This window comes from Candidatus Moraniibacteriota bacterium, from assembly GCA_026396275.1.
Lineage (GTDB): Bacteria > Patescibacteriota > Minisyncoccia > Moranbacterales > JAPLXC01 > JAPLXC01.
Map to the genome: position 1 here is coordinate 31,982 of JAPLXC010000011.1, position 16,315 is coordinate 48,296.

At 39.6% G+C, this 16,315-nt stretch carries 17 protein-coding genes and 1 rRNA gene; 3 read left to right on the top strand and 15 right to left on the bottom strand.

Annotation, left to right across the window (positions count from 1 at the left end; all coding sequences use genetic code 11):
• Position 1 precedes the first annotated feature (1 nt).
• The 3 genes from NT136_03160 to NT136_03170 form a co-directional block, all read right to left on the bottom strand.
• Positions 2-733 carry an ABC transporter ATP-binding protein gene (locus tag NT136_03160; GenBank protein MCX6765932.1) on the bottom strand — a complete coding sequence of 244 codons (732 nt, stop codon included), beginning with the start codon at positions 731-733 and terminating at the stop codon, positions 2-4.
• Positions 734-829: 96 nt separating this feature from the next.
• Positions 830-1,840, bottom strand: coding sequence for an efflux RND transporter periplasmic adaptor subunit (locus NT136_03165; protein ID MCX6765933.1), 1,011 nt, complete (start codon positions 1,838-1,840; stop codon positions 830-832).
• Positions 1,841-1,928: 88 nt separating this feature from the next.
• On the bottom strand, positions 1,929-2,357 hold the full coding sequence (locus NT136_03170; GenBank protein ID MCX6765934.1) for a ribonuclease HI family protein: 429 nt from the start codon (positions 2,355-2,357) through the stop codon (positions 1,929-1,931).
• 88 nt (positions 2,358-2,445) lie between these two features.
• Between NT136_03170 and NT136_03175 the strand changes: the two genes are divergently transcribed.
• Complete coding sequence (locus tag NT136_03175; protein MCX6765935.1) at positions 2,446-2,619, top strand: hypothetical protein; 174 nt, start codon at positions 2,446-2,448, stop codon at positions 2,617-2,619.
• Between the two features lie 66 nt (positions 2,620-2,685).
• Here the strand turns inward: NT136_03175 and NT136_03180 are convergent, their stop codons facing one another.
• From NT136_03180 to NT136_03200, 5 genes are all read right to left on the bottom strand, one after another.
• Positions 2,686-3,030: a hypothetical protein gene (locus NT136_03180; GenBank protein ID MCX6765936.1), complete on the bottom strand. Its 345-nt coding sequence runs from the start codon at positions 3,028-3,030 to the stop codon at positions 2,686-2,688.
• A 96-nt stretch (positions 3,031-3,126) separates the two neighbouring features.
• Positions 3,127-3,642 carry an AmmeMemoRadiSam system protein A gene (amrA, locus tag NT136_03185; protein ID MCX6765937.1) on the bottom strand — a complete coding sequence of 172 codons (516 nt, stop codon included), beginning with the start codon at positions 3,640-3,642 and terminating at the stop codon, positions 3,127-3,129.
• 33 nt (positions 3,643-3,675) lie between these two features.
• Positions 3,676-4,455, bottom strand: coding sequence for a class III extradiol dioxygenase subunit B-like domain-containing protein (locus tag NT136_03190; GenBank protein MCX6765938.1), 780 nt, complete (start codon positions 4,453-4,455; stop codon positions 3,676-3,678).
• 66 nt (positions 4,456-4,521) lie between these two features.
• On the bottom strand, positions 4,522-5,556 hold the full coding sequence (gene amrS / locus NT136_03195) for an AmmeMemoRadiSam system radical SAM enzyme (protein MCX6765939.1): 1,035 nt from the start codon (positions 5,554-5,556) through the stop codon (positions 4,522-4,524).
• Between the two features lie 35 nt (positions 5,557-5,591).
• Positions 5,592-6,632, bottom strand: coding sequence for a metallophosphoesterase (locus NT136_03200; GenBank protein ID MCX6765940.1), 1,041 nt, complete (start codon positions 6,630-6,632; stop codon positions 5,592-5,594).
• Positions 6,633-6,691: 59 nt separating this feature from the next.
• Between NT136_03200 and NT136_03205 the strand changes: the two genes are divergently transcribed.
• Both NT136_03205 and NT136_03210 read left to right on the top strand, forming a co-directional pair.
• Positions 6,692-7,171 carry a hypothetical protein gene (locus NT136_03205; protein ID MCX6765941.1) on the top strand — a complete coding sequence of 160 codons (480 nt, stop codon included), beginning with the start codon at positions 6,692-6,694 and terminating at the stop codon, positions 7,169-7,171.
• Positions 7,172-7,305: 134 nt separating this feature from the next.
• Positions 7,306-7,938 carry a hypothetical protein gene (locus tag NT136_03210; GenBank protein ID MCX6765942.1) on the top strand — a complete coding sequence of 211 codons (633 nt, stop codon included), beginning with the start codon at positions 7,306-7,308 and terminating at the stop codon, positions 7,936-7,938.
• Positions 7,939-8,004: 66 nt separating this feature from the next.
• Here the strand turns inward: NT136_03210 and NT136_03215 are convergent, their stop codons facing one another.
• The 7 genes from NT136_03215 to NT136_03245 all read right to left on the bottom strand — a co-directional run.
• Positions 8,005-9,375: a peptidoglycan-binding protein gene (locus NT136_03215; protein ID MCX6765943.1), complete on the bottom strand. Its 1,371-nt coding sequence runs from the start codon at positions 9,373-9,375 to the stop codon at positions 8,005-8,007.
• Positions 9,376-9,676: 301 nt separating this feature from the next.
• The gene (locus NT136_03220; protein MCX6765944.1) at positions 9,677-10,468 is read right to left on the bottom strand and encodes a serine protease; all 792 of its coding nucleotides are present in this window, start codon (positions 10,466-10,468) and stop codon (positions 9,677-9,679) included.
• A gap of 116 nt (positions 10,469-10,584) precedes the next feature.
• Entirely contained in the window at positions 10,585-11,562 is a 978-nt protein-coding gene (gene mauJ, locus NT136_03225) for a methylamine utilization protein MauJ (protein MCX6765945.1), read from the bottom strand.
• A gap of 38 nt (positions 11,563-11,600) precedes the next feature.
• Positions 11,601-11,819 carry a DUF2116 family Zn-ribbon domain-containing protein gene (locus NT136_03230; protein ID MCX6765946.1) on the bottom strand — a complete coding sequence of 73 codons (219 nt, stop codon included), beginning with the start codon at positions 11,817-11,819 and terminating at the stop codon, positions 11,601-11,603.
• Between the two features lie 152 nt (positions 11,820-11,971).
• Positions 11,972-12,724, bottom strand: coding sequence for a hypothetical protein (locus NT136_03235; GenBank protein ID MCX6765947.1), 753 nt, complete (start codon positions 12,722-12,724; stop codon positions 11,972-11,974).
• Positions 12,725-13,065: 341 nt separating this feature from the next.
• Complete coding sequence (locus NT136_03240) at positions 13,066-14,466, bottom strand: RelA/SpoT domain-containing protein (GenBank protein MCX6765948.1); 1,401 nt, start codon at positions 14,464-14,466, stop codon at positions 13,066-13,068.
• Positions 14,467-14,849: 383 nt separating this feature from the next.
• Positions 14,850-16,315: ribosomal RNA gene (locus NT136_03245) — 16S ribosomal RNA — on the bottom strand; the annotation flags it as partial.

The following is a 16,315-nucleotide window of genomic DNA, read 5'->3' on the forward strand; positions in this document are numbered from 1 at the left end:
GCTATTTTAATAATTCGCCGTCTTTTGCCACTCTCTTATTTATCACTGGTTCATTAGAAACAATATTTCCATCTTTGACGCGCAAAATTCTCCTTGCGTGTTCGGCGGTAAATGTTTCATGTGTGACTAGAATTATTGTGTGTCCTTCATTATTAAGCTCCTGGAAAATTTTCATAATTTGCGTTCCAGTTTTGGAATCAAGATTCCCGGTCGGCTCATCGGCAAAAATCACTTCCGGATTCAAAACTAAGGCGCGAGCGATCGCCACTCTTTGTTTTTCACCGCCAGACAATTGGTTGGAAAGATAACCAGCGCGATGCTCCATAGACACGGCCTTAAGAGCCCGTATAACTTTTTCCGCATTACTTTGCTTGGTCGCTTTTTTTCTGTCATAGAGAAGCGGGAGCTCCACATTTTCAAAAACAGAAGTTCTCGGCAATAAATTAAAAGTTTGAAAAACAAAACCGATTTTCTGATTGCGCAAATCAGCTAATTCGTCCTCGGTAAACTTGGAAGTGTTTCGTCCTTCAAACAGATATTCACCATCCGTTGGCCGGTCTAAAAACCCAAGAACCTGCATGAGCGTTGATTTTCCGGAGCCCGATGGCCCCATAATCGCCACGAATTCGCCTTTATTAATGGTGAATGTGACGCCGCAAACGGCCGGAGTCCTCACACCTTCATTATCATAAGTTTTGCAAAGGTTTTGGACAGAAATTAGTGAATTTGACATAAAAAAAATTAACCCGAATTACGAATAATTAACCGAATGTCCCGAATATTTGTCATTCGAATCATTCGAGCAAAAATTCGAGTTATTCGAGTTATCTTATTGCGTCTTGGTAAACGTTACTACCTTCTGCCCTTCCGAGAGGCCCGATTTTACTTCCACCATTCCTTCATCTCCTTCAAGACCGGCCTGGATTTGAATTTTGGTTGTGGTTTTTCCGTCCGGATCCAATACTTCGACAAATTTATTATTTCCTTCCGTCTGCACGGCGCGCATCGGAATCATCAAAACATTGTCCGCTTCAGCCGTGTGAATATCAACATTGGCGCTCATACCAGCTTTGAAGCGCGGATCCAGATTATTAAACTTTAGCTTTATCCGGTAATAAACCACGTCTTGAATTACGGTTGAAGCCGGATCGATTTTGTAAACAGTCGCGTCGAATTTATCCTGCGCCGTTAGCGCGTCTAATGTCACGCTGGTTTTCTGCCCGATTACTAATTTTAAAATATCGGATTCCGGAACATTGGATTCAATAATCAAGTCGTTATTTTTCGCAATTGTAAGCACGGGACTGTTTAAACTTAAAACCACGGTTTCTCCTGGATCGGCAGTTCTTCTGATCACTATTCCGTCAATCGAAGAAATCATATTCACGTCTTTCAACTGGTCTAGAATGGCATTGACAGCGGCTTCGGACGATTTTATATTGGCTCTTTGCGCCTGGCGCTGTTCATGATTATAGGTATCGTCTCTTTTTTTCATATCATCCAGCGTTTCTTTTTGCACTGTCACTTCCTCCTCGGCTTGCTTGAGTTGCGAAAGCAGCGATCCGGTGTCAATCGTCGCTAACTTCTGGCCTTTTTTGACCTGATCGTCCACATCAACATTGATGCTTTTAAGTATGCCTGTAGTTTTGAAAGTCAGATTTATCTGCTCTTCAGGGTTGAGCGTCCCCGTCACAGATACCGTCTGCGCCAGATTTCCCCGCGTTACATCTGCCGTGGTATAAACCGTCACCGGCGCCTTAGGACGCAGAAAAAAATAGCCACCCGCTCCAATTACGAGTAGTATTATTATCCAAATTGTGTACTTCTTGGGTTTGGACATAGAAAATTTCTAATTGCTAACGAAAATAAATATCTGACTATAAAAATTTTTTAATTTTGACATTGGAAACTTTATTGGAAATTGGGAATTACAATAAACTGATCTGCCTCTCCTTTTCATCTAATGCTTCATTCACCAGCTTGTCAGCCACTTTATTTTTTTCCCGGGGAATATGAGAAAAAGTAACTTTGCCAAAATCCAGCATCAAATTCCAGACAGTTAAGAACAACTGCTGAAGTTCCGGCTCTTTTACTTTATACTCATGGTTAAGCTGTTTGGTGACGAATTCGCTATCCAGAAAACACGCCACCTCTACTTTCCTTGCTTTTTCCTTGCTGATAACCTGCTTGATTTTCCGAAGTCCCAAAATCACAGCTTCGTATTCCGCCTCATTATTGGTCTTTTCGCCGATAAAGTGGCCGTATTGCTTATGAAGTGTTTCGATGTAAACTCCTACCGCCGCCGGGCCGGGATTGTCGCGCGATCCCCCGTCGGTGTACATAATTATCTTTTCCATACAATAATTCTAGCACTATTTTAAATACTTGAAAAGATCCGGGATTTATGCTATATTCTTGGTAAATTAAAACAAAAGGAGGTACGTTATGGGGAAAAATTCCAATGATTATCCCCCGCCCTATGACAAAGAAAAGGAAGAAACTGCTCTTTTTATGGCCGCTCTCACTCTTATACTAATCATGATTATAATGTTCGCTCTGGGAGCAGTGCTGCAACAACTGGGAATATCCCTGATCAAATTGGTAAAGATGAAATCTTAGAAACAAACTTAAAGGCACAAGAAGAATCTTGTGCCTTAATCTTTTTCCAACTTGAATTACTTAAACCTATTCCGGTTCAGCTTCATTTCCCGTTTCACCTGGCGAACTTGGCACTTGCTTTTGCAACTTTTCCATCTCCTTCTGAAACTCTTCCGCATCTTTCTTCCACTGTTCGGATTGCCCTTGCCACTCTTCAGTACCTTCTTTAAACTGCTCAAGCTTCGGCTGGGCTTTGTCAATTTCCTTCTTCACTTTTTTCACTCCCCACCAACCCAGGGCTCCAATGACAATCAAAGTAATAACGACGATTGCCAAGCATCCTCCCAGAATCCAAAGCCACACCTTGCTTTTTTTGGCAGGCGCGGCCGGCGGCTGTTGGACTGGCGGCTGGGGTTGTGTTTGTTGATCCATATTAATTTATTTATTAACTAGTTAACAGGTTAACGAGTTGATTGGTTTTTTAAGAAATTCGCTAATGCGCTAATTGACAATCTCATAGTACCATAACTATGAATGTTTTTCCACTGTGAAACTGTAAAGTTCATACCCATCAGCAGCAGGATTAATTCCTCCCTTCTGGCAGGCGATAAAAATCTGCTGATCAACTGTATCCACGCCGGGAAGATCAGGAAGCAGCAGCCCGCATCGTCCATCGTCACACTTTACTATAATACCATTTTTTCCTGCATCTAGCGTCTTTATATTCTTCACCGGCGAGGGTTTACTCAAGATACTCACCTCATAGTTTAACCCTGGCAATTCTTCTTTGCCTATGGGATAAAAACGGTTATCTCGGGAGCAGGCTGATATGGCATTATCAATTATTTCTTTGGCGATGTTTTCTTTTGTTGAAAGATAAGTACCGATGCAGCCACGCAGTTCCCTCCCTTTGCGAATAGTTACAAAAACGCCCGCTTGGCGTGAATGGAATTCTTGGGGAAGACCAGTAGGCACTAGTATTACCTTCCCGCTTTTCACATATTCTTCTATTGCCTGCTTGGCAAGCTCAATGTATTTATTCACAAACAATTAGCTCCATTAGCCCTTTATAATTCTCTAACAAGACAATGAGGCCACTAAGTAGCCGACTCCAAACGGCCCTTCGTAATTAAGACAGCAAAAATTGTATTTATCTTTTAAAATACCCAGAAGAATTATAACTGAGCGCAATCCACACTCTCCAGCTTCGTCAATGAAGTTTTTATCGAGATTTAATATTCCAGAAATATCTTTTTTGGCAAGCATTTCCATAAGCTTTTCATCAAATTTCTTTCCCAAGGAAGAATAGCCGGCTGGGGCGCTGGCAGTCAGACGATGAGACAAATCCCCGCTGGCAACAATCGCGATTCTATTTTTTTCCTCCCCGCAAACACTGCCAATGATTTCCCCATAGCGATAATGACTTTTAAAGTTCAAAAGAGAAAAAGAAAGATGAACTATTTTCGGTTTTATATTTTCAGTTAAATAATAAAGTGGCACCAGCGCTCCGTGGTCCAGGAAACTTTCGTGAAAATGGACCGGGATGTTTTCCCGGTTGCCGGCAGCGGCGATTTTTTTCACCAAATTAAGATTGTTTTCAAAATCAAAATCCTGATCCAGGCCAAAATCAATCAAGCTTCCTCTCAACCGCGGCGCGGAGTTAACCACAAACGCCGAAAAATCCGTCGGTGCGTGGGGAGAAATTATTAAAATCGTGTCCGGATTTATCTTTTCCAGATCTTCTCTTAATTTCTCCATTGCTTCAATTGTTTTCGAAACCAACTTTAAATCATCTGGCTTTCCGATGCCGGGAATGATAATCGGAGGATGAGGAGTTATATAAGCAGAGCTTATCATACTAATTGTCACTAATGTTAGAACTATATTCGCGAATATTGTTTTTCAATTCGCGACCATTAGCATTCAAAATATTCCTTCAATCTTCTCTCCGCATTTTGGACATTTTCCGTCTTTGTCATAGCGCGTCACCTCGTAGCCCGTTCTTTCAATCACCAACTCGCCGCACTTTGAGCAATAAGTGCTTTCCAGATTTCTGTCCCAAACATTGCCCGCGTAGACATATTTTAATCCTTCCTTTTTGCCAATGTCATAAGCCCTTTTTATTTTTTCAACTGGCGTATCAGGAAGATTTTGAAGTTTCCAGGAAATGGCTCCGGAAAAAGCGCTCACGTGCCAGGGCACAAATTCGCCCAGTTCTTTTTTTACAAATTGAGCGATTTTGCGAAGCATTTTTTCGTCATCGGAAAGCGTCGGGATAACTAAAGTCGTAACTTCCAGCCATATTTTTTCTTTAGCTAATCTTTTACAATTCTCCAGAACCGGTGCGACTCCGGCTCCGCAATTTGACTGATAAAAATCGTCATCGAATGATTTGATGTCTACATTGATCGCATCAAGATACGGAACGATAACATCAAGCGTGCGGGAAGACATAAAGCCATTGGAAACCCAGATATTTTTGAGTCCAGATTTTCTAGCCAATTTCATCGTGTCCAGGGCGTATTCCAGCCAGATTGTTGGTTCGTTATAGGTATAAGCGACGCTGGTGCATTTGTTTTTAATTGCCTCGTCAATAATTTCTTCCGGAGAGAGAGAATAGCCCCAATTCAGCCGTCCGTACTTTTTTACCTGGCCTTTGTGTCCGAACATTTGAGAAATATCGAAATTCTGGCAATTACCGCAACGAAAATTGCATCCCAGCGTGCCCAGTGAATAAGCGAGAGTCCCGGGCAAAAAGTGAAAGAGGGGCTTCTTTTCCACCGGGTCAACGTGAGCGGCAACAGCTCTCCCGTAAGCCAGAAGAAATAACTCTCCTTTGATGTTCTGGCGAATACCGCAAATTCCAACTTGACCCTCTTTGATCCGGCAAAAATGAGAGCAGGTTTGGCACTGGAGCGTGTCGCCTTCAAGCTTTTCGTAATTTATGCACTTTTTCATACCTATACTATAATACAATCCTTCCTAAATTATCTTCAGCCGGAGAGATTGATAAAATCCAAAAGTTTTCCGTCAACGGAATAAACTTTTAGCGTAATCTTTTCTCCATTTATTTGAACTATCGCATAATGCTTTCCCTGATAATAATATTCAACCACTCCGGCGCGTGGAGCTTCATAGCTTTCCACATCAGTGTTAGCTACCATAATTTGATAGATATTGCCTATTTTTTTGCGGCTGTAAATATGCTCATGGCCGCAGAAAACTGCGGTTACATCATATTTTACAAGTATATCCCAAAGCGCGTCGCGTTCCTTTTCGTACGCATCCAAGCTTTCACCGATATTCGCGGCTACTGGAAAAGCGGGCTCGTGAAAAGACACAAAAATATTTTTTCCCTTGCTGGATTCCAAATCCTTTTCCAGCCAGTCGCGCTGGGTTGAATTAATAATACGCTCCACCGGTTCTTCGCTGTCCAGGACCACGAAGTGAGAATTTTTGAAGTCAAAAGAATAAACTTTTTCACTAAATCCCGCTGGACCGTTAAGGGGAAGATCAAAATAATTTTGCCAGACATTTTCCATTTCCGGAAACGCAACGCGATCATGATTGCCTACCACCTCATATGTCTTTGAAAGAAGTGGACCCATTACCTTTTTCCAACTGCCAAATTCATCTTCGCAATCACTTCTGGTATCACAGCCAGAAATTAAATCTCCAACGGTGAGAACTAAATCCACATTTTTTTCTTTTATTCCCTTAACAGCTTTCTGAAGACCCCCGTCAGGATCATTTTCTTTAAAACTCCTGGTATCACCAATAACTGCGAAGGAAAAGGAATCAGGGCTAGTTTGCAGTTCCGAATCAGCCGGATCATTCTTCGTCTCCTTTTCAGCTTCAGAAGTAACCATATCGGATTCTTTTGCTTCAGGTTCTTCGGGCAAATTATTTGAGGGATTGGAAATCTCAACAGTCCTGTTTCTCCCGATTTGCCACTCGGCAAATAATATCCCACTGCTAACCGCTCCCAGGGCCATAAAGAGAATAGCGAGAGTGATAATTAGATACCTCTTCATATCCTTAATTATAGCAGAAATTTGTGCTATAATGTATTTGTAATTTATAATAGAGACGTATGATAATAAAATTAATCTACACGCTTTTTTTGGCTCTTCTTATCGCCCTTTTTGTGGGGCTGGGCATTGATGCTTTTTATCCGGGACCGGAAGCTCCCCAATATCCGCTGGAACTTGACGCGACAAAGCCCGGCTGTGAGGAAACCGCTGAACAAAAAACCATAAGGGATGATTTTAATAAAGCTCAAAAAGAATTTCAGGAAAAATCCAAGCCCTACAACCGGAATGTTTCAATTATTTCCTTGGCGGCGGCTATTATTATCTTAATTTCCAGCTTGACTCTTCTTGCGAAAATCAAAATGATCGCCGACGGGATACTTTTAGGCGGGGTTTTCACCACCGCTTACAGCATCATCCGGGGTCTGATGAGCGCGGATACAAAATTCCGGTTTCTCATAGTCACTGTTGGTTTGATAATCGCCCTTATCCTGGGCTACATAAAATTCATCCGCTCTAAAGACAATCTTCAGAAAAATTAATTTTACGCAAACGAAAAACACTTCAAAACGCAGAAAACGCCATTTAAGGTGTTTTTTCAAATATTCATCTAGCAATATGTTATAATAATGATAAGAACAAAAACTAATAAAACAAATAGAAAGGCAGGTGAATTATGAAAAAATATATTATTCTGGGAATAGCTTCTTTTGCGGTATTGCTTCTGGCTGGTTGCGGAACGCAAACAAGTAAAACAACTCCGACCGTCAATTTGACTCCGGAGAAAAAAGTGGCTTTAAGCGTGGAAGGAGGAAATTGCACTACGAATACAAACTGCGAAACAGGACTAAAGTGCATAAGCAATAAATGCTCATCCGGAAAGGTCGGCTCGGTTTGTGCAACATACAAAGATTGCAACACTGGTCTTTACTGCGTAAAATCAGTTTGTTCCAATCCCCCGTCATATTCAAAATATTTCAATAAAATTACTATCGCCAAAATGAAAGCGGGAATGCCTCCGAGTCTGAAAAATATCCCTGTCCCAGCCACCGAATTCAATGCAGCTACTGATGCCATAGAAATTGACGTTGAACCCAAAGCTGGCACAACTGGAGAGTTATATTACGAACTTATCGATTCCACCACAGGACAAACCACTATGTCTTCAGCTGGCAATAAAATGAAAGTTGACCCAAGAGGAGGCGGAACTGGATTTGGCATTCCATTCGGAACAGTTGGAGATTTTGAATTGAACATCTATTTCAACAACGAGCTGATTCACACCGTGACAGTTAAAATAAACCCATAAGATGATTTCAAAAAACAAAAACAGCTTCAAAATAAGAGGCTGCTTTTTGTTATCTGATAAGTTTTTTTATTTTATTTTTTCTTCCAATTTCGCTTTCGTCAGCGGTCCGACATAGCCTGTTTGAGAAATGCCATTCTGTTTTTGGAATTCCATAACTGCATTTGTAGTAAGTGGCCCGTAAAATCCAGTGATATATTGTTTATCCAAAAAACTGAGAGAAATAAGAGCTTTCTGAATATTTTTAATTCCTTCAACTGTTTGGGGATTAAAGTCTTCCGCTGACATATTATAGCCAATGTTATTCAGATTTATTTTTTTATCCGCTTTTTCCTTATCAGTATGAGGATTGGTCACGCTGACGGTTCTTTTCCGACTAGCCTGATTATCCAATAACTTATTCATACAGAATTTAGCTACAATTTTCTTGCTGGATTTTTTATCTACCGAAAAAGCTTCGTGGTTACCAATTTTAACTTCAGCATCACCGTCAAAATGCTTGCCTTTGATTTCAAGTTTCAATTTATCTTTACATAATTTGCTGGTTTGGTCTTCATATTTATAAGCTTTCCAGGAGCTTATACTTGCTTTTTCATTTTCATCTTCGTCATCATTTTCTTCTTCTTCAGTTTCGGCAATGCTGGTATATTGGGAAATTGCGAAATAAGAAGCGTGGGAAACATCAAAAGAGCAACTGCCGCCTATAACGGTACAGTCAATTTCCATAGGATCCCAGCCTTCATCGTTATCGCCGTCATTTCTTGAAAATATATTCAAAATTTGGTCGTTATATTCCGCGCCAACATGAAAAGTGATGGTGACATTATGGGAAGAAAAAGTCAAATCGTTATCGGGTATCCCGAAACGAAGTTTTAATATAATTCTTTCATTGTTGGGATCAACGATTTCAGCATACCATTCCGTAAGATCAAATGTTCCGCCTTCTTCAGTTGTTGTAACCACGGTTCCGGACGGAAAAAGAAGCGAGAAATCTCCGTCTTCGGAATCATAGCTGTATTCCTCGCTAAAAGTAACTGACGAAAATTCAAAATCTTCTCCTTCGCTAGTATAATAAAATTCAAAAGGATAATCTTCGTCCACATAAATATAAGCGAAAGTGGAATCTTCTCCTTCTTCGGTAGCCGTAATTTCGGCCGTGTAATAATATCCTGGATCCAACGCACTAGCAAATGTTATGCTCCAATCTCCATTATTCACTGAATCTAAAGAATATTCAATTCCGTCAATTCCGTTAATTGTCACGGAAATTTCAGCGCTGCTGATAACGCCGCTGATCGTTCCTTTGATAAGAGGCGTCGGATCATTGGTTACCATATGATAAGCCGAAACCGAAGGAGCGGCTTTTGCCTTATCCGCAGAAAAAACCAAAAAACAGGACAAGAGGAATAATAAAATAAAAAGGCTGCTTATTTTTTTCATTTTTCTCGCCCCCTTTTTTTTATTTTACACAATTATTTTACCATATTTTTCAGAGAACGCGCAAATTCTAACCACCAGTGTCATTAATATCAATTGTACGTAAATAATTACTTACCTGAATATATACTCAAGTATATACTTAAATACGTATTTAACACTTTCCTGGACTCACCTTGCGATGTTAGCTCTTGAGGCAAGAAAGCCTGCCCCGCGGGAGCGTAGCGACTTTACGGGGTCAACTTTTAGTTACCCACTCGTTGCCCACTTGGGAAAAATAAAAATGAGCCGTTTTGGGCAAAATTTATTGCTTAGAAATTTTCCAGGTTATAAGTTTGTGAGACAATGCCATAGTAGTTCCAGAAGGTATAATCTTTTCTATTCCATTTAAACTTGTTAAACCTTTCTGACAAACAATCCCTACTAACTTTCCTGAATAATTTACTACCGGACCACCGCTAGCACCGAAAGTGGAAGCGTTGTCTATCCAGTAAGAAGCACCGTCTATACTAACACTTTTATCTAAAAATTTTGCGCTGATTTTTATACCATGTACAGCACCAATCATACCGCTTTTTGCCATAATCAGATTCATCGAAAATTTAAAATGATTTTCGATTTCTTTATGTTTAGCTACAAGTTCAGCATTTCCTTCATAATTTAAACTCTTATTAAAATCTAAGGTAGGATTTATTTCATCAGGAAAACCAGCCATTATTACATCCTCCCCAACATCTGGTATACTTTCTTCCAATTCCATAAATTCGAGACCCTCTAAATTTTCAATTGGTCTTAAGATTGCCAAGTCTATCCCTAACGGCTTCACAACTCCAGAAGTCCCGACATCCAATGACACATCAGAAAAATCAATTGTATAAGGTATTGGTTGGAGGCTCCCATCATTATCAAAGGTATTAACGATAATAAGCGGCTGTTTTAATTGCTTATATTTTTCTATAACATGGTTTGCTGTAAGTATAAAGCCTTCGCTATTGATTAAAATACCTGTTCCTGCACTAATATAATTATCTCCATCCTTTAATAGAATCTTTCTTGTTACGTTTTTTATTTTTTTACAAATTTCAATTTTATTCATATACTTTTTAAAAAAATTAATAACCTTCCCCACTCTATTTCGCTTGCACGAAAGTCAACTTTTAGTTACCCACTCGTTGCCCACTTAGGGAAATAAAAACCCCTGCTTGGGGCGGGTTATTGAATCTTATTTCTTATTTTGTTCCAGAGCTCAAGTTCATCAGAGAGTAATTGCCTAACTACTAAATCCGTAATATTTCCGATAATTGCAAACTCAGTGTGAATTTTAAAATCATCAAGGTTCAACCATTTGTCTTGCGGATATTTTTCAGGAAAAATATGCGCGATTAAGTGTCTATGAGATTGAGTTATCCATTTATAAAAATATCCAAATGCTTTTCCGTCTAGCTCTTTGTATTTAGGATAAGCAATAGCCCAAACTAGCGTATCTTGATCTATTTTTTTTTGAGGCCTTTTAATTTCAGGATATTTTTTTATATACTCATCAGCATCTCTAAATGCCTCTCTTCTTTCATAAAAACCTTCTAAAATTTTATAAAAACAAAAGAAACGATAGAACGGACTAGGACTATTTCTTCCCTCTCTATACAATGAGAGAATAGCTTTAAACTTATCATCAAATTCTAGCCCCGCTGGTAGTGCAAATTCCTCTGGAGCAGCATATTGTGGAAAAGCTTCTCGAGCTGTTTGATGTTTTAAATCAACTACAACAACACCGAAAATGGAAAGTGGTGAAGCAGAAGCAAATGTTATAAAACTAATTAAATTAGAAAGGTTATTGTATGTTCTTACCAGAGCCTCGATAGAAGAATTTGATTTTATTTTAAATCTTATGCGCCCCAATCTTTCTTCTTCATTTTTTTCAAAGAGCATTGTTATTTCCTCCTTCTTATCTCCTTTTATCTCGGTTTGAGTTTTAGTCTCATTTTCTTTTAACACAAATGGGCTGTCAAATTTTTTCCTTCGGTCTGGATCTTCCAATGTAAAAATTACTTCGAATTCTCTTTTCGAAGTGTCTTTTTTTGAAGCATCCGATTTTATTAAATCGCTATCCCCTTTATCCCAGAGGGCATAGCCAAAATGGGGAATCCACATATCATTATTATATCCCAAAATAAAAACAAAAAACACCATTTAAGGCGTCTTTAAAAAAATACTAACCTATTTTGTTTTTACCTATCCTCCACTCCCTGTCTTGCTCCGCTCATCGTATCTTGGGTTTTATTGTATGATTCGACAACTAAAAGTATAACTATAAGCAAAAAAATGCCAAGAATTATTTTCCAAACTATTGATATTCCTCTTTTGTTTTTGCCCAGCCACTCTCCGCAATGTTTACATTTAGCTGAGTCATCCTGTATTTCTTCGGCACAATACGGGCATTTTTTCATTTTTTTACTTTATCCAATTACTGAATAAAATGTACCACAAAAATGACGCCTAGGAAAGTGGAGCAGACCAACACAAAAAACTCCTAGAATAAAAGTTTTTTATACAAAAAGTCCGCTTGGGACGAGATTAGAAAGTTGACCCATCGGCATCCTCACTTATCCCAAGGATAAACCAATGCTCCCTTGTCAGTAATTGTTTTATATAAAGTACCAAAATATATTTCATTTAATCGGTTTATACTCTTTTTGTCCTCAACAATTTTCTTTTTCCATTTTCTTCTGATGTCCTTATACACCAACCTATATAATAGTTCAAGCTTTTCTACGAATTGTTCGTCCTTCGATCTAGCTAGCGTATCTATCATAGAAAGCCTATCGATATCTTCATCAGTATACCTTGTGAAATGAACGTGCGACCCGCGAACCTTAATGTATCCGCTAAAAGCTGAGGTTACCAAAGTGCCCAATTTCTTAGTTGCCGAAGAGACTTTGGATTTAATTTTTGATTTTTTATAAGCTCGTTCAATAATAGTTAAATATGCTAACATTCTTTGTTGTAAAATATAAATCTCATTTAAATAATTTTCAATGTGGTATTTAAAATAGACATATTTTGATATTCCTTTTTTTTGAAAAGGAAAAACATCTATATATATCGGGATGTTTTGTAATGCTTCATAAGAATTAGCTATCTCAGAGAATAGTCTAAATAACTTCATAGCAAATTCGTCCTCTCGGCTCAATTTTTTTTGCGTCAAAGCTTTTGGTCCGTCTCTGTCAAATAAAACATTTCCCAAAACTTCAGCCAGCTCCTTATCCTCATCTTTGTGGCTATCTATCCTATCTCTCGAAAAATCAAATACTAAATCAGCATATTGTTTAGTTTTACCAGTATAAAAATCCATTAAAATATAACTTCAAAAAAAATTTAACATTCCTACTTTTTGTATTATACCAGATTTTATCGTTCTGAAATAAAATGTTGAGAAATAAAAACACAAAAACAGGGTTTCCCCTGCTTCCATAATTTTGTTCAGCATCGTAATTTTATGCGATTAGTCCCCGCCCGCCATCGCTACGCTTCAGGCGTTGCGGGCAGGCTTTTAAAGTCTATGCATACCCTTGTATAAAAGATACAACTATCAATTACTTGGCTTGATTAGGCCTTTGACGTGTCTTGAATAAATTCAAATTTCGAAAAGATGAGCATATCATGCAGTTGCGCAAAATTACGAATAATTGGCTTTTAACTAAATAGCTTGACTAGCCACCCAAACAAACTTACGCTCCGCTCTCTTTTAGCAACAAATGCTTGCAATTTATTGTTCTGTTGAGTGAACAAATTAATTTGCTTCTGTAATACAGATCTTACAGCAGGATCGGTTATTAGATTCGCTACATCAGTCAGAGTCTTAATTCTTGCTTGGTTTGCAACTATCTCAGCCTTTAAAGATTTAATGCCTTTATATTTTGGCCCGATAAGAAATTTTGCAAATCCACTCCTGCTACTGATTTCATTAACTGCGTTTTCAATTTTTGCCTGAGAATCATCCTGCCCACGCACATTCATTAGTATTTTCTGCCCAATACCTCCTACCAGCTCCGCTATGGTTCTCAAATTATGGATGAAATAAGCGACATGCTTTTTATAAGAACCAGCCACTGCTTCTTTATTGCTATCATCAGTATTATTAATATTATTATTTTCTTCGAGGGTCATCTCAAGCAACTTTTCCAATCGTTCTAATTTCTGTTCGGCTGATTCCAGAAGGCTCGCCGCTTCCTGAGGATTGGTAGCCATCATTAGCTCAAATCCGGAGGCCGTAACCCTTACTTCGCTGAGAATATTCTTGAATGGTTCTGCAGCAATTCCGCTAGAGGCTAAATCATTTATTTTTAATTCAACATTTCGGATTTTGGAATTGAGCTCGCCAATAGTCCCTGCAATTCTTTTCCTTAAATCACTGATTATTCCAGTATTCTTTTCGGTTAATTTTTCATACTCTTCAATCTTTTCTGTTCCTTTGAGTAAGTCGTCTTTCAAACGCCTCACGAAAGATCCCATCTGATCAGAATTTCCAGCCAGCACGTTGAATGTATCAAGGAATTTATTCAATAGAGGATCGGCAATGCTATTGGGATATTTTATTGTATGATCTATTTCGCTCCATCCTTCTTCAAAAATAGTTCTAACTTGTATTTCAGCAATATAGGGATCTCTGCCAGGCCTTGACTGAATCAGGTAATGAACCGATCTATAACCATGGGGATGCAATTCAACATTACATTTATACTTTTTGTATTCCTCAACACAGGGACCTGCATCTCCTTCCCTGATATAAGCTAATGGTTGCTCGTGCAAATCCCAATTATCCTCTATAAATTTATGGATAAACACCCAGTCTTCCTTAAATAGATGAATGGCTCTTATTCCGATTAAATCTGTTATCAAAGATTTATAGTTGTGAATCGTAATCTCGCGCTTTGGATCTTCAATTTTCTTTCTTATAATCTTGGCTAAAAGATGTTCGGAGTCTTTTATCCTATATCTGACTGAATGCACTATGTCCAAAGTATGCAGTTTTTCCTCTATATACCTGGCAATAAGATTTAATTCTTTTTTGATTTTTTTATAATCTTTTTCCATGGACTGCAAATCTTCCCACTTTAAATTTGTGGATTCAAAATCCTTCTCCGATATGTTGAATCTTGCTAAAAAATTATTCAGATCATCATTCATAGTGAGTTAACTATAACACAGCTTAGCGCAACACAAAAACGCCATTTACAGGCGTTTCTTATATTCTTCAGCAAATCGAAATCTTTTGCGATTAGTCCTAAAGAGTCTATGCATACCCCTTGTACAAAAGGTACGGCTACCGATTATTTGGCTCGGCTAAGCCCTTGGCAGTTCTGTTAGTAAGCTAACAGTTCGACCGCCGGACAATAATCAATGCTTCCCATTATATCCTATGAGGGATATAACTTTTACTAGGACACATTTCTCGACTATTGTCAATTTCTCCCTAGAAAGGAGGTGATCCATCCACAGCTTCCGCTACGGATGCCTTGTTACGACTTCACCTTTATCATCGATCCCACCGCGGCCCCCGATTTAATCCGGGGTCTTCAGGTGTTACCGACTCTCCTGGTGTGACGGGCGGTGAGTACAAGATCCGAGAACGTATTCACCGGGACGTTCTGATTCCCGATTACTAGTGATTCCGGCTTCATGATGTCGAGTTGCAGACATCAATCCGAACTGGGACCAGTTTTTTGGGATTGGCTCCGTCTTGCGACTTGGCAACCCTCTGTACTGGCCATTGTATCACGTGTGTCGCCCAGGGCATCAAAGGGCCATGCTGATTTGACGTCATCCCCTCCTTCCTCCCAGCCCTTTTGGTGCTAAAAATAATACCAAAAGAGCTGGGCAGTATCGTGTGACACAAATGTAACACACAAAAGGGGTTGCGCTCGTTTCCCGACTTAACGGAACACCTTACGGCACGAGCTGACGACAACCATGCAGCACCTGTCCAGCACCCTCGAAGGCGGCTCGATTTCTCGAGCTTGCAGCTGAATTTCAAGCCCTGGTGAGGTTCCTCGCTTATCGTCGAATTGAACCACATGATCCACCACTTGTGCGGATCCCCGTCTATTCCTTTGAGTTTTAAGCTTGCGCTCGTACTTCCCAGGCGGCATACTTAACGCGTTAGCTCCGACACGAAGAGGGTCGATACTCATCATGCCTAGTATGCAACGTTTAGGGCGCGGATTACTGGGGTATCTAATCCCATTCACTCCCCGCGCTTTCGCGGATCAGCGTCAGGAAAGCGCCAACCAGATGCTTTCGCCTTTGGTGTTCCTCATGATATCAACGCATTTCACTGCTACACCATAAGTTCCACTGGTCTCTCGCTTCCTCGAGATTTGCCGTTTCAAATGCAGTTCCTCGATTAAGTCGAGGGATTTGACATTTGACTAACAAATCCGCCTACCCGCTCTTTACGCCCAATAAATCCGGATAACGCTTGAGGTCTCTGTATTACCGCTACTGCTGGCACAGAGTTAGTAACCTCTTATTCATGTGGTACACTCAATAATTTGTTCCCACATAAAAGCGGTTTACAATCCAAGGACCTTCATCCCGCACGCGGCGTCGCTCGTTCAGGCTTTCGCCCATTGACGAATATTCTCGACTGCAGCCTCCCGTAGGAGTTTGGGCAGTGTCTCAGTCCCAATGTTGGGGGCCGTGCTCTCACACCCCCTACCCGTCATTGCCTTGGTAGTCCATTACACTACCAACTAGCTGATAGGACACAGGCCGCTCCGAAAGCGATAAATCTTTACTCCGTAGAGCACATCGTGTATTATTCCGGATGAAGAAGAGATTTTAAGAGAGAGTCAAAAAAGTGTCATGACCAATATTCTTAAAAATATTGATTCTATTTATAAACAAATTAAAAAAAACGAAGAAACAACAGGAACAGAATATT

Excerpts from the sequence above, each read along its gene's own strand:
- NT136_03160 (MCX6765932.1), bottom strand. The coding sequence starts at position 733 with ATGTCAAATTCACTAATTTCTGTCCAAAACCTTTGCAAAACTTATGAT.
- NT136_03165 (MCX6765933.1), bottom strand. The coding sequence starts at position 1,840 with ATGTCCAAACCCAAGAAGTACACAATTTGGATAATAATACTACTCGTA.
- NT136_03170 (MCX6765934.1), bottom strand. The coding sequence starts at position 2,357 with ATGGAAAAGATAATTATGTACACCGACGGGGGATCGCGCGACAATCCC.
- NT136_03175 (MCX6765935.1), top strand. The coding sequence starts at position 2,446 with ATGGGGAAAAATTCCAATGATTATCCCCCGCCCTATGACAAAGAAAAG.
- NT136_03180 (MCX6765936.1), bottom strand. The coding sequence starts at position 3,030 with ATGGATCAACAAACACAACCCCAGCCGCCAGTCCAACAGCCGCCGGCC.
- NT136_03190 (MCX6765938.1), bottom strand. The coding sequence starts at position 4,455 with ATGATAAGCTCTGCTTATATAACTCCTCATCCTCCGATTATCATTCCC.
- amrS (MCX6765939.1), bottom strand. The coding sequence starts at position 5,556 with ATGAAAAAGTGCATAAATTACGAAAAGCTTGAAGGCGACACGCTCCAG.
- NT136_03200 (MCX6765940.1), bottom strand. The coding sequence starts at position 6,632 with ATGAAGAGGTATCTAATTATCACTCTCGCTATTCTCTTTATGGCCCTG.
- NT136_03205 (MCX6765941.1), top strand. The coding sequence starts at position 6,692 with ATGATAATAAAATTAATCTACACGCTTTTTTTGGCTCTTCTTATCGCC.
- NT136_03210 (MCX6765942.1), top strand. The coding sequence starts at position 7,306 with ATGAAAAAATATATTATTCTGGGAATAGCTTCTTTTGCGGTATTGCTT.
- NT136_03215 (MCX6765943.1), bottom strand. The coding sequence starts at position 9,375 with ATGAAAAAAATAAGCAGCCTTTTTATTTTATTATTCCTCTTGTCCTGT.
- NT136_03220 (MCX6765944.1), bottom strand. The coding sequence starts at position 10,468 with ATGAATAAAATTGAAATTTGTAAAAAAATAAAAAACGTAACAAGAAAG.
- mauJ (MCX6765945.1), bottom strand. The coding sequence starts at position 11,562 with ATGGTGTTTTTTGTTTTTATTTTGGGATATAATAATGATATGTGGATT.
- NT136_03230 (MCX6765946.1), bottom strand. The coding sequence starts at position 11,819 with ATGAAAAAATGCCCGTATTGTGCCGAAGAAATACAGGATGACTCAGCT.
- NT136_03235 (MCX6765947.1), bottom strand. The coding sequence starts at position 12,724 with ATGGATTTTTATACTGGTAAAACTAAACAATATGCTGATTTAGTATTT.
- NT136_03240 (MCX6765948.1), bottom strand. The coding sequence starts at position 14,466 with ATGGAAAAAGATTATAAAAAAATCAAAAAAGAATTAAATCTTATTGCC.